The following is a 13,844-nucleotide window of genomic DNA, read 5'->3' on the forward strand; positions in this document are numbered from 1 at the left end:
AGCCGCCACAACTCGTGGTCCACGAGGTGTGACAAGCGTAGCACTCCACCTCTTCAAAATTATGCGCCGCCGTATCTGGGTCGACATCGCTGCCCCAATGTTGGGTCTTGGGATCTTTAGACATTAATTTCGCGCGTGCGGCCTTGGGGTTGTAGCTAGCGTGTTGAGAATTCACCGAATCTTTAACCAGAGACAGTGTCCACTCAAGATCGGGGTTGAGCATGGAGCGTTGCATGAGCTTGCCATCTACCCATTCAAAGCGGCGGCGACCATCGGGATTGCGCAGTAAGCTTAGATCGGTGGTGCTGGCATTGCTGGCGGGGCCAGAGGGCAGTAAGTTGGGGTATTTGCTTGCTGTGCCGTGGCAATCCACACAGCTTATTTCTACTGCTGCGGCAACTTCACCATACATATGGCCATTGCCGTGGTTGTCTTGGTTGAAATGACAATCTACACAGTGCATGCCGACTTCAGCATGAATCGAGCGCATGTGCACAGCTTTATCAAATTTTTCCGGGTCTTTATCACTGACAATATTGTTATTACCGTCGAGTAAGTTGCCGTCGCGATCGCGTTTAAATACGGCGCGAAAATTCCAGCCGTGACCGTGGTAGTCGGCGAACTGGGTGTCGTCTAATTCTGGGTTGAGCTTGGATACGTCTTTAAGAAAATCGACGTCGGCCCATTTGCCTTTGGGTGCCGCGCCTTCGGGATTTCGATCCAGTATCTTGCGCTTGGTGGCTGCGTCGGGATACTGCTGCTCTTTGGGCCACATATGCGGGGCGTCAGATTCGTAGTCCCACATGGTGTAACCCAAAAAAGAGTTAACGAACATATTCGGCTGGTGCATATGGCAGACCATACACTGACTGGTTGGAATTGCGCGGGTAAAGCGGTGTTCGATAGGGTGGCCCGACGCTGATTTATCTATGGTCGGATCAATGCTCTGGCTTTTGCCGGTATTGCCAAAAGCTGCATAGGGCCCTGAGTGTAATGGCTCGCGGTCATTGGCATATACCACATGGCAGCCAGTGCAGCCTGAGCTCCGATAATCGCCTGGCTGGTCATTGGTGCCCATAAACCAAAATAGCGGATCGTTGAGGCGGGTCTTGGTCATATTGATAAGCGGCACAGAAATTCGTCCGCCGGTACCGGGGCCGCGATTAGACTGTTTGAAATCAGGTCTGCCGGGTTCTTCTAGGCGTTGAAGTTGCCCAAGTGCGTTGGGTATACCGGTTTCGGGAAACAGATTTACAATATTGCGACCACCGCGCTCAAAGACGCGGAATACATCGCCGGGTTTGACGGTTTCCCACGCTGGCAGGGGGAATATTTGGTCAAGAATACCCATCTCGGCCATCTCTGGAGTGGGTTTTATGGCGGCCTTTATCGATGCCGGTTTGCCGTCGCGGGTGTAGGCTTCACCGAGAATAGAGCGTTTGTAGGGCAGTATGCCGTTATTGTAAGCCGCCGCTGCCCAGAACATGGCGCCGGTGCCGTGTAGGCTGCGGGTAGAGGCTTCAATAATCTTTTGATGGCAGGCGCCACAGGCTTCGCTCGCCACGCGAAAGTCACCGGGATTCACAAACCGGATATATTCCGGAGCCTCTTTGTTAAGCAAGGTATAGGTGCGCTCGGGGTTGGCGGAGTTGGGCCAGTGCCAGCTGTCGGGAAAGCGTGGTAAGACATGGGCTTTTTCCAGTAATGGCAGCATTAGCGCCGGGTCGAGAGGAGCATCTTTTGCAAAGTTAATCGTGGCGTCGCCGCCATGGCAGTCCACGCACCCTAAATTAATGGCCGGGTTGCTGTGCATATTATGGCTGTCACTTTGGCGGTGACAGCTGACGCAACCGGCACTTTTTTGCTCGACATCTGTGAGTGTTTGAAATGCAGGGGCGGGCGGTGCGGTGTGATAGACCCGTGCAACTTCAGTCTCACCACCCGAGGCCATTGTCTGCTGACAAAATGCCAAACAGCATAAAGCCAGTAGTGTAATGAACGATGTTTTAGTAGGTGAAGATTGCATTAAAAAGCACCGATTGTTGAGAGTGGTCTGAATATAGTTGTTGATAAGCTTCGCCGGGTAATAGCACTGCATAGGAAAGTCGCAGCACAATGTTTTGACTCATAAAGGGACGATAAATAGTCGCGATAGATAAATCTTGGCCGATCTCTTTTGAGATGCCTGCCTGCTGGCGAGCGACCTCGACACTGCTGGTGTTGTCGAACCAAATTTGATTGGCATTGAGGCTGATACGCAGCTCAGGTAGCACGTCGAAATCAGCGCCAATGCCAAGTAGCACGGTGCCAGGATTGGTGAAATTGGATTGGCCATGTTCTTTAGATGAGCGCAAATTATTTAAGACGCCGTTGCGACTCGACAGCGCCACTTTGCCACCGCCAATGAGCGGCACCGCCTGGCGTATCCAATAGCTGGTATCGGCACCGGCAAATAACGGATTTTCGACAATGGCATCGAAGCCGGTTTCTATATCGTCGTAGGGATCATCGTCACCGCTAGCGTATAAAAACGAAGCGCGCCAGCGTATCCAGTCTTGGTCGAAGGACAGCTCCGCCGCGGCGAAGTAGGCTGAAATATCGGTCTCGGCATCGCTGAGTGGCGCATTCTCTTGCTTGCCAAGGGCGTAGTAAAAGGCGCTGGTGATATTGAGGCGGCCAAGGTGGCCATCGCTATTCATACCAAAATAGACGACATCGTACTGTCTTGGACGCTCTGCCCCTATCGATGCGGGGCGTTGGATGACGCCATTCTTGTCAAAGAAAAAATCCTTTTCTCGGTTGCGGTTATACAAGACTGTAAATTGGCTAGTGTGGCCAAGGACGAATAGGTCTTGCCAATAAAGATTGGCGACAAAAATATCATCGTTGCGCGGCGTTTCTCCAATATTGTTTAAACCGCTGTTGGTATCTTTTTCTAAACGCCTAAACCACGCCAGATTGTATTGAATAATATTATTATTGCGCGTGCCGAAAAGTCGCAGTCCTAATTGATTTTCTTGAAATAGAAAACCACGGAAATCAGCGTTAAAGGGTTGAATGCCAAAGCGAATACTATCGAAGTCGTAATTGTCAGAGACATTGCGTAAATGCACATCGATAAATGCAGCTTGTACGCCGGCAAAATCTTGGTAGCGAGTACGCCCTTCAGCAGGATTAACATCCACGCCCAGAATTTCTTCTAATTTGGTGGCGTTGTAATTAAATACTGGCGTAAATCGAAATTCGTAATCCGGCGGGCGAAACACGGTGTCGCCCTTGTAATACACTAATTCAACGGCTAGATTTTCGATGAATTGCGATTGTTTACTGCCGCCGTATAAGTCTAAGTCTCCGGCGTTGGCGCTGGATTGCAAACCGACGGGGGTGGCGACGTCGCGATATTCAAAAACAGTATCGGCAATGATACTTAAATTGAAAAACCAATCATCGTGAATTGGCGTGTCCGCTTTTAAGGTGTTGCGATTATAGGGATCGTACCAGTTGTTCTCATAGCCTAGCGATTCAACGATGCGCCAGCGATCTGGAATGGCTATCGCGGGGCTGTAATCCTTAAGGCTGGGAACCGGAATGCGGGGCTTGCGGACTTCTTTAGCTACGCACTTAATGAGCATGCCAGGGACCCGAGGCTTTGTGATACTGATATCATTAGAGCAATCAACCGCGCTCAGAGTTTTTTTAGTATCAGTTTGCGCCAGTAGTGGAGCGCTCGCCGCAAGCCAAAGCAAGGCACTTAGGCATGATGACAGCCGCCGGTATGAAGCGCGCTTTGCGCGTATCTGTTTATTTTCCAGCGCAAACATTTTGTTCATCACTATTGTTAAACGGACTTTGCGGACAGTTGATGTAGCGCAAGCGCTGGCCGCCGGGGCTTAGTTGATCGGCCCTTATGGCCGTTGGCGCATTGTTTACTGTGCCGAGGATTTCACCTGCCTGATGTAAGCCTAAAAAGGCAATCATATCGTCTTGATCTACACCGTCTCCTGAAACACCAATGCCACCGATTAATTGATTGCCACGGTAGATTGGCACACTGCCAGGGAATATTTGGATACCGTTGGCGAGGCGCGGTGCGGCCGAACTGGTGGTGCCCGCAAACGCCAAACCAACACAGTTCTTGCTAACATCTTGGGCGCCGCCCAGCAGATACAGGAGGTGGCTAACGATGCCGTTAAAACTTAGATCTAGCTGTAGGCCTGTTGAAAATGGACTCCACTCGCCGGCGGGTTTGCTAAAAGGGCCGGGGCCGTTGGCGTCGATACCATCTGGATAGTGGGGCCGAGATAAATTTCCACCCGAGCGATCGGCGAAGGCAATACCATTGCTTAGGGCAGTACTGTCGCCAGTCAGAGCAATAATATTTTGCACATAATCGTCTAGCGCAATGGTGTTCGCTTTAGCCAGGTCTTTCGTTAAATACTGGGCGTTGGGTAGCGCAGTAATGAAACTGGCGGCATCGCTAGACGAGAAAAATGTCGCGGTGCGGGCTTTTTGTAGAGACACATCGGCGCCAAAAACTGGCGCGTCGCGGCTTCTGGCAATGCCTAATACTGTTCCGTCGGTGTCGACGATACTAATGGTAACGCGTGCGGCCGAGCCAAGTGGTTGGCGAATTTGTGCTCTAGCGCGATTGGCGATGGCCAAGGCTTGGCTGATAATTTCTTGCACTTCCGCAGCGCTGAGCTGAGAACCCGCAATGGGTGGGAAGCGCTCGGCGTTATTTTCATCAACAAATACAAAGGCGTCACGACTAGGGAAACGCAGATTGTTATCTGAGCGAATGCCTGAGCCCGCCTGTCCAAAAGCTTGGCCTGCACGGTAGCCGTCGGCGGCATCGTAGTAGTCTTTTACGCTGACAAAATCACCATCAGTGTTAAGGACTAAGCTGGGCGCATTTTGCACGCTGGGGTCAGTGGCATTGAAGTCCACATCGGCAAAACGTAGGGTTTTGCCATCTACCGTAATGCGGTTTGCCTGCCGATCGGCCGGTACAGCAAAACCAAAACTTCCGGCTAGGGCGATGACTTCGTCGCTATCAAAATCCACATTGCTAATATTGCGGTCGATACCGTAAATAAAATCGTCTGAGATAACTCCGATGCCGCCGACTGGGGTGCCAAATTTATACAGTGGAATGCCGCCGGGATCGGCGGAAAGCCCGAGCGGTGAACGCTTAGGGCCAACCAGTATTGCGGGGTTGCTGGCATCTAATACAAAATCAGAACAGGCTAGCTGGCTGAACTGCACACCAAATAGCGGTCCGCTGGGTTGATTGAATTCGCCGGGATTAAAATGCTCCTGCACAATCTGGCTGGCGACACGGGTACTAAAGCCGTTGCCTTCGCTGGATAAGTAGGCCGCAGTGATGGCCTTCGCCATTGCCGCCAGAGCGTCACCACCTGCAGTGGCAGAAATAGGTATTTCGAGGCGTTCTAGACCGCCACTGATGATGGTGTCTGAGTTGGATATTAACGTCAGCTTGCGATCGCCATTGGCCAGGACCTCAGCCATGCGAAACACAGTGAGTATATTGCCGCTGCGATCGCTTACCGCGATGGTAGCGGGAGCGTTGAGCGCTCGCGCTTGCGCAACGGCTTGGCGAACGATTATTTCTACATCACTGCTGCTTAAAAAACTGCTGGCACTGGCGCAACTACCATCGCATTGGGTGTTGGCATTGCTGCCTTGGGCAGCAACTTGCTGTTGGCGATCGCCCTTGCATGCGACTAAGGCGAGGACCGCGAGTAGGATAAGAATGCGGGGGCTGCGCACCATCATTTTTCTGCCCTCAGTTCGGGCGCTGACATAGTTGGAAACGCCGAATTATGGAAACCATGGCAATCAATACATTGTAGTTCGATGGTGTTTTTCGCGCTTGCATCATGGCAATCCATGCACACACCAATTTCTGGCATTAATACGTCGCTACTCAGTTTTGACGATGACGCTTTATGACAGCTAGCGCAGCCTTCTTTGCCCATATTGTCGGCCGCCATAATGTGATGAGCGGCATGGCTAAAGCGGGCAGCGGGGAACCAGTCGGTGTTTAATTTCACTTTTTTAAGCTGCCATTGCTCGTCGCTGGCGGCGGCGAGGTCTCGATATACCTCGTGGCAATCTACACAGCCGCCTTTGCTAAACAGTCTATCCATTTCTTCCTTGGCCCACGCGCCGCCGCATTCTAGGGGGTCTTGCTTTTGGCAGCGTGCGCTGTTGTCACGCCCAGGAACCCGACGTATTGATTCTTGTGGTAAAGCGTAGCGCTGTTGGGCTGCTTGGCTAATATAAAACTCTTGTAAAAAGGTGCGGACGACCTCGGGTGCGGCATGGGGTAAATTACGCTGTGGATTGACATCATCGAAATCTAGGCTGTGGCAACTGGCGCAACTATTCTCCATGGTAATAGCTAGAAAGTGTTCGCCGTCCGCTGCGGGTGCGTGACAGTCACCGCATATTAGCGCTGATTTATGCTCGCTTCCGATTATCTCTTTACCTACTTTGTCACTGTTTAAATGTAGGTCATGGGCAAATTTAAGATTAGATTCTTCTTTTATATTCTGTAATGACATGGCTTTTTTGAATGCCCATATTCCTGCCTCTGCCTGTAATAAAGTGGGATGAAATTCTGGGTGTTGCTTGGCAGTAAAGCGAATACTCGCGGGCACTTCGCCAATCGTTTTGCCGCTGAAGTCCACCTTGTTCACGGGGGCTTTGTGGCAGTCGATACAGTGATTATTATCTTGCACAATAAGCATTTCGGGTTCGTTATGCTCTTTATGGCAGGTTTGACAATTATTGATGTCGCCGCTGAAAGGGTGCTTGGCAGGGAAGTGGCTATGGCTGTCGCTGTGGCAGCTAAGACAGGTGGCGGCATCAACCTTTTCAAAGCCTTTGGTATGACAACTATTGCAGTTTTCTACCAGTCCGGATAAATGATGAGGACTCGATAGCGGGCCAGAGGACCAGATCTGATCTGTTGGCGCGCCAAAGCTCTGCAAGGTTTGCGCGGTATCCGGTTGCAAGTAATTCAATAATGGAAAAATTAAAGCAATGAATAATATCAGCAGGCTAAGTATATAACTCCATAGACGGCTACTCGGTAGTTTAAAACGGAGCTCATGTTCGTAGCGGGTCTGTATTGAGGCTTGGCTGTTCGCGTCAATGCGCACATCTATAGCTGCATCGAAGCCGGGTAGGGTGGGGCTTAGGGAAAGTCTATGTGGGCCAATCTCAAACCAGTCACCTACTTCAAGGGTGATACTCTTATGCTTCTTGCCGTCAACGCTTATCTCGGCATTGGCCCGACAAGCTATTTTAAGATGGCCATCATCGCCAATAATTAATTCACAGTGGTCGGTGGCAATATGGTCGCCAAATAATTGGATGTCACAGTGGTTGCCGCTACCGACATGAATACGGTTTGTTTGTAGCTCACTATCACTTTGATCAATGACCTTATCGTTTTTAAGCCGTGTTTTTCGTATGAGAATAAGCATGGCTTTACCAGTAAAAAAAGACAGTGAAAATATGGATAAATAAAGAAACCAATAAGGCGATACTTAAGGGGATGTGTACACTTAACCAAAGTTTCGTTCGCAGTTGCAGGCTGAGTTCGCGGCGCAGGCGGCGCAGTATTTCTTGTCGGCGGCCGAGAATATAAAGCAGCTTTTGCAAGCGCTCGGCTTCCCCGAATTTTTGGGTATTGGGGATCTTTGCTACCAAAAAATTGATTGCGATTTGCTGCCCTTGGTTGCTCTGCATTTTAGACTGACCGAGCGAATTACCCATTACTGGCATGGCAACGCTAGATTTGTCTCGCCCCAAAAACTGCGTTATCAAATTGCCACCAATAGCCGTACGATCAATTGCACTGGAAATCACGTCTTGAATATCGGCGTCACAACTTTCTGCGAGGAGTAGTGCGTTTTTATTTATTTTGGCTAGTGACTCAAGGCGCTGTTCAAAGGCTTGATTGGCACGATTTTCTACTAAAAGACGAGGGTAGCGCAGATAGGCATAGAGGCCGATCAAGCCGCTAACAATGACAGCGCACATAAGCACATAGGCGAAAGTGTGCACATTTAGACCAAATTGAAAAGCGCAGTGTAATGTTGCGACACCAACTAAGCTGACACCCAAATAGATGTGTGCTGAAACCCAAGACTGGAGGTTGGCATTTTTACTATTGTAGCTTCGTTTACGTATGCCCAAACAGGAGAGCCATATAATAAGCAGCATACCAATGCTGCCCAATACATAGCCCTGCCAGCTGCCGCCATTTGGTGGCAGCGTCTGGGCTTGGCTCAAATACAGGCCGCTACTGGCCAACAGCAAAATCGCTGCCCACCAAAAATAGCGTCGCCGAGCATAGTTAAGAATATTTACGTACATTTATTTTTCTCATAAAGTATTATTTTCGGAAATACTTTTTGGTGACTTTTCAGCTCGCGGATCAGCGAAGGTTTAATACGTTAATAAAGTCTGCGGGGCCCATACGTTGCGCTGCGCCGGTGGGGCAGTATTGAACGCAAGCTGGCCCTGCTGGTCTGTCCACGCAAGCGTCGCACTTTACGGCTTTTTTACCTATTTCTTTTGCAGCATTACTGGGCGTGGCATTTTTATCTTCACCCGGACCGGGCCCGGCGCCGCCAAATAACCAGCTTAGAAATGGTGGCTTCTCTGGGAGCTGATAGCTCATTTTAATAACATTGTAGGGGCAATTGGTTTCACAGTTCCCGCAGCCAATACAGGTGTCATTGATATAGACTTCGCCGCTGCTTTCGCGATGAATCGCGTTTGGCGGACACTCCTTCATACAATGGGGTTGTTCGCAGTGTCTGCAGGCAATGGGAAGATTAATGTTGGCAAAACGTACGCCCGCTTTTCGGTCTAGGCGGCTAATGCCTTTGTGGGTTTCGGCACATGCTGTTTCGCAGTTGTCGCATCCGATACAAAGGTTTTCATCGATAAGTAAAACGTTGGTGCCTTCGCCAGTTCCCTGCGCTAGTAGAAACGACATTAGAGAGGCTTGTTCGGGAAGTGCGGCCATTTCTGCCGTAGACTTTAATTGCTTCGAGGTTTCAGTTTGTAATTTGGAGATGGACTCCGGTGATTTTTTAAGGAGTGCTAAAAAGGGTTGCCGGCTAATCTTTATGACTTCAGAGCGAACTGCAGCATAGGCTGACTCGCGACGAGTGGCATCGCCCATCAATGCCATTTGTCCAAATATTTGTCCTGAATGCAATTGTCCGATGGCGATCTCTCGGCCGTTTTCTAAACGGCTAAGCGCAATTGTGCCGCTGCGTATTAAATAGAGATGTTCTCCGCCGTCGCCTTCTTTATAAATGTGTTTGCCAGTATTAAAGTCCGAGGTGGTAACGCTTTTTGCGATATCTCGAAGCTCGACATAGCTGTCCTTAGGAGTAAAGAATTGTTGCAGGGTGCGCTGTAAAAATACGGTTTCTATCCCTTTGGCAACTTCGTCGTTAGCCGCCATTAGTTTTGCCATTGTGCGCCGCGGCGTCTCTATAAGAATAGTGTCGTTACTGGCAACCGCGTTGCCGATTCGAGGTCGACCAGAGAGTAGACTCATTTCGCCGAAAAACTGACCCGCTCCAAGCGTGGTGTCGCTGCCCTCGGCCGAGCTGAGTGTGACCTGACCTTCAATAATGGTGAAGAAGGTATTACTGTAGTCATTGTGGCGATAGATAAAGTCGCCGCTTTTGGCGACCATGGTAATAATTGGCTGGCTGATAGGGCCGAGGTGCTTGGTCGCCAGACCTGCGGATTTTCGGCGCTGGATATCGGCGCTACGAGCTAACTCGACATCGCTCCGGCGCTGTTGGCTCACCTCGACACCTTGGCGTTGTAGCTTGCTAAGCTGTTGGTCGTCAGCAACGCAGTAGCTAATATTACTTTCCATAATGAGCTCGCGAAATGCCAGTGCATTCATTCGCGAAAACATCGGTACCCGCTGCTGATACAGGGCCAGAATATCATCCACGTCAGCGACATAGGGTAGCAAGGCAAACTTCAGCGCGAGTAATGGGTGGTCTACCGGCTTAACAGGATTGCCTTTAATGTATTCGATAACATCAAAGCCTTGGTTCATGCCCTGTTTAATTAGTGGGTAGCCAGCCAGCGCGCCGATAATATACAGACCTTTAACATTTGATTGGTATTGGCCATCTAGTTCGGGAATGGCTTCTGGGTCATCGTTGGGAAGACTGATACCACAATTTTCGACAAATTTCCGCGGTGGAATTGAGCCAAGTCGAGCGATAATGCGATGGCAGGGCAATGTTTCATCGCCTCTTGCGGTATTGAGAATGACCGTGCCGGCGGCACCGTGCTCGGGAATACTGAGCGACTTCACCGAGGCGTCGTAGCGGCAAGAGAAGTCCATATTGCGATCGTTAATGGCTTCTAGGACATTATCTAAATTGCCCTGTTTGGCGCGAGTAAATTCGCTTTTACGGTTAATAATAACGACGCGGTTGTGTTTGGCCAGAGCCAAGGCATTTTCGATGGCGGCATCACCGGCACCGACCACAATAATGTCTTCGTTGTGGTAGTCATCCGGGTCATCGAGTTGGTATTGCACAAAGTGGGTATTGTCTCCGTCGATGCCTAAGCGCCGAGGGTTGCCCTGAGTGCCAATCGCGAGGACAATATTATTGGCAGAAATAGTGCTGCCATCGGCGCAGCAAATTTCAAAATGCTCAGCTGATTTAGAAATTTTGATGACTTCGCAATCGGGGCGGAAATTAATTCCCGTATCACTAATGCCTTGTTCCCATGAACCGAGAATGTGCTCTCTTTTACTTGCGGTAAATTCTAAGGGGCTGCGTAGGTCTAAATAGCCGGGCTCGTCCATAACATGCTTACCTTTTTGGTAGCGTTGTATGGTGTTGGCGTGTAGCGGCGAGCCTTCAATGAGTATGTGTGAGGGCTGGTGCTCGGCATTGGCTGCGCGTATGTCGAGATCATATTCGGCGGCCTTGGCTGCTGCACTAAGTCCGGCAGGACCGGCACCGATAATGGCGATATCAAAGTGTTCCATCACGTCTGTTGCAGCATTTTTATTACCTTTCAAGCTTGTTAGGCACAGTGCCTGCGGTGCTTCGTAGATATTTTTATATTTTTGATATAGACCTATTAAAGTCGAAGAGTGTAAATCATATGGTTAGCTATGTCGGCAGTTTACCGCTCTGTGCTATGGATTGTTCACTGCTATGTTGTAAAGATAGCTTAGCAGAGCTTAGTGGTTTTACTTTAAATTTTCTTAGAGGCTGATGTGTTAATTTAGTGAGTGAGTTTGATTTAATTCCTTAGGCTATTAATAGCGGTCGCTGAAATGTTTCATCAGCACCACGAAAGGGTGGGTGACAGCGATTATCCACACGGGCTTAAGGGCGAATAGATTCTGCTGGGGGCGCGGATTTTGGTCGTCGCGGATGTTATCGAGTCGATGGCATCGCCCCTAACGAGCCGCGAGGGGCATTGAGAAGGCGCTGGCCGAAATTGAGGGAGGTCATGGCAGGATCTATAGCGCCGAGGTGGCCGATGTCAGCCTGAAGCTATTCCGTGAAGATGGTTTCGAGCTGCCGGTGCAATGAACGCAGCCGAGCAAGATCCTGAGATGGCTCAAGCGTCTGCTTGAGCCATATTTGAAGTTACACTTTCTATGGATGTCCGCAGATAATCTGCGGACATCCAAAAACGCATATAATGGGCTGCCGACCACTATGGTGGCCGAATTGTGAGAACACTTGAGTCAGCGCCGTGAGCTGTTAAGCTGAAAATAAAATTATAATAAAGAAACGAAACACTATGTTTGATTTTCGAACGCTCATTTTTACATTTTGTATGCTGTTGCCTGCCACTAGTGTGGCGGCGTTGACGCTTGCCGAAAAGGCACCAGATTTTAGTCTCGCCGCGCTGAATGATAAGCAAAAATACAGTCTCGCGGATTATGCCGGGCAGGTGGTTTACATCGATTTTTGGGCGTCTTGGTGTGGTTCCTGTCGTCAATCCTTGCCGAGTCTCGACAGGCTGTACCGGCAACTAAGTAATCGCGGCTTTATGGTGCTGGCTATTAATGTTGACGCCTATAGTCAGGATGCCAAGGACTTCCTTAAAGCCTACCCGGTGTCTTATCCGGTACTTCTTGGTGAGAACGGAAGCTTGCCTGCCGCCTTTGGCGTTAAAGGTATGCCCACGGCGTTTTTAATTGATAAGCAGGGCAAGGTACGTCGCATACACGAGGGCTTTCGTCTGGGTGACGAGGACCTTATTCGCAAGGAAGTGCTGACATTGCTGGAAGAGGAATCCTGATATGCGCGTGTTAGTAATACTGATGCCATTGGCGATGCTTAGCGCTTGCGCGATCGAGCCAGTAGCGGCTTGGGAGCGCGATTATCTGGCACGCCCAGAGATGGCATGGGATCCCGATACACTGGGTAGCTCCTATCGCAACCACGTGCATTTTAGTAAAGAAGCCAGTAATGGCGGTGCCTCCGTTGGTGGCGGCGGCTGTGGTTGTAATTAAAGGGCGATGTTATGAGTCAGAAGACAAATAATAAACGCGCTCTTACCGCATTAACCAGCGCTGCGCTGGCTATTCCCGGCATGAGCGCGTCGGTGCAGGCGGCCTCGGTGTTGACGGAAACAGTTGTCCAGTACAAGGCTTCAAGCTACCGAGAAGCAGATTTAGACAGCAGTAAATTGGCTGGCGGTTCAATCGAACGATATGAAATAGACAGCCACCAAGTGCGGGCGCAATTGCCGGTGGGTGAGAAAACCGATGCCAGCATTGAATTTATGTATGAAACTATGAGTGGCGCGTCACCGTGGTTTATTTTACCGGGACAAGATGGGCCGGTGCAGGTAATGAGCGGTGCCACGATTCATGAAGAGCGCAAAGACCTGCAGGCAACGGTTAATCATTTATTGAACGACAAAACTGTGATTTCTTTCATCGCCGGCGTATCGGACGAGAAAGACTATTTTGCCGTGAACACGGGGGTGGAAGCCCTCTATGAAATACCCGATACCCAGCTCACGTTTACCGCTGGCTTAGGCTATAGCGACGACGAGTTGGAGCCGACCGACGGGTCCAACTTGCCGGACCGTATTAAACGCGCCACCCGAGATAGCAGCACCGCCTTTGTGGGGCTGTCGCAAATCTTAAGTAAAACCACCGTGGTGCAAGCCAGTATTAGTTACGGTTTGCAGCGGGGATTTTTATCCGACCCCTACAAAAAAGTATGGATAGACGATCAAGCCACTACCATCAACGACAGTCGCCCCGACGATCGCAATCAGTTTGTCGCGCAGGCTAGATTGCGGCATTTTTTCCCGGACTTAAAAGCGGCGCTGCATTTTGATTACCGCTATTTTGAAGACGACTGGGAGATAGCTTCAAGTACGCTGGAAGCGGCGTGGTATCAAAACCTGCCGGGCGGCTGGGTGTTCACCCCGTCGCTGCGTTATTACACCCAAACCCAGGCGTTTTTCTATGCGCCGTATTTCTTTTCGGCGCGCAGCGATGGTTTTGGCTCGGCGGATTATCGGCTGTCGCCCTATGGGGCTATCAGCGTAAAACTGCGCCTAGAAAAGCGCTGGCAAAGTTTGGATTTACACGCCGAGTGGGAAAGTTACGAGGCCAGTGCAGATTATTCTTTAGATTCCGTCGATGTAGAAAACCCTGCCTTGGTAGAATTTAATATTTTTTCTGTGGGACTTAACTGGCGGCTTTAAACCTGAGGCGTCACCTAATTAATGAGCGATGTCTTTGCGCTGGCATGCTCCTTAAATACTAACGG

The 13,844-nt window shown here is 50.1% G+C and carries 8 protein-coding genes and 1 pseudogene; 3 read left to right on the forward strand and 6 right to left on the reverse strand.

Annotation, left to right across the window (positions count from 1 at the left end):
• The 6 genes and pseudogenes from ACI955_RS13745 to ACI955_RS13770 form a co-directional block, all read right to left on the reverse strand.
• A pseudogene (locus tag ACI955_RS13745) lies at positions 1-2,026 on the reverse strand (hypothetical protein); the annotation flags it as partial.
• Positions 2,007-3,632 carry a hypothetical protein gene (locus ACI955_RS13750; protein WP_415244314.1) on the reverse strand — a complete coding sequence of 542 codons (1,626 nt, stop codon included), beginning with the start codon at positions 3,630-3,632 and terminating at the stop codon, positions 2,007-2,009. The pseudogene ACI955_RS13745 and the gene ACI955_RS13750, both read right to left, overlap by 20 nt.
• 169 nt (positions 3,633-3,801) lie before the next feature.
• Positions 3,802-5,796 (reverse strand): heme-binding protein, encoded by a 1,995-nt coding sequence (locus tag ACI955_RS13755; RefSeq protein WP_415244315.1) that lies wholly within the window; start codon positions 5,794-5,796, stop codon positions 3,802-3,804.
• Complete coding sequence (locus ACI955_RS13760) at positions 5,793-7,514, reverse strand: FHA domain-containing protein (protein WP_415244316.1); 1,722 nt, start codon at positions 7,512-7,514, stop codon at positions 5,793-5,795. The genes ACI955_RS13755 and ACI955_RS13760 overlap by 4 nt, the downstream gene beginning before the upstream one ends.
• 4 nt (positions 7,515-7,518) lie before the next feature.
• Positions 7,519-8,409, reverse strand: a complete 891-nt coding sequence (locus tag ACI955_RS13765) for a hypothetical protein (protein ID WP_415244317.1) — start codon at positions 8,407-8,409, stop codon at positions 7,519-7,521.
• A 61-nt stretch (positions 8,410-8,470) separates the two neighbouring features.
• Positions 8,471-11,113 (reverse strand): cyclic nucleotide-binding domain-containing protein, encoded by a 2,643-nt coding sequence (locus ACI955_RS13770; protein ID WP_415244318.1) that lies wholly within the window; start codon positions 11,111-11,113, stop codon positions 8,471-8,473.
• 737 nt (positions 11,114-11,850) lie between these two features.
• On the opposite strand from ACI955_RS13770, the gene ACI955_RS13775 reads away from it, so the two are divergent.
• The 3 genes from ACI955_RS13775 to ACI955_RS13785 are packed head-to-tail and all read left to right on the forward strand — an operon-like array spanning position 11,851 to position 13,779.
• On the forward strand, positions 11,851-12,354 hold the full coding sequence (locus tag ACI955_RS13775) for a TlpA disulfide reductase family protein (protein ID WP_415244319.1): 504 nt from the start codon (positions 11,851-11,853) through the stop codon (positions 12,352-12,354).
• A 1-nt stretch (position 12,355) separates the two neighbouring features.
• The gene (locus ACI955_RS13780) at positions 12,356-12,568 is read left to right on the forward strand and encodes a DUF4266 domain-containing protein (protein WP_415244320.1); all 213 of its coding nucleotides are present in this window, start codon (positions 12,356-12,358) and stop codon (positions 12,566-12,568) included.
• Positions 12,569-12,579: 11 nt separating this feature from the next.
• Entirely contained in the window at positions 12,580-13,779 is a 1,200-nt protein-coding gene (locus ACI955_RS13785) for a DUF3570 domain-containing protein (protein ID WP_415244321.1), read from the forward strand.
• The last annotated feature ends 65 nt before the right edge of the window (positions 13,780-13,844 follow it).

The organism is Zhongshania sp. (assembly GCF_047636175.1).
In the GTDB taxonomy this organism is placed as follows: domain Bacteria; phylum Pseudomonadota; class Gammaproteobacteria; order Pseudomonadales; family Spongiibacteraceae; genus Spongiibacter.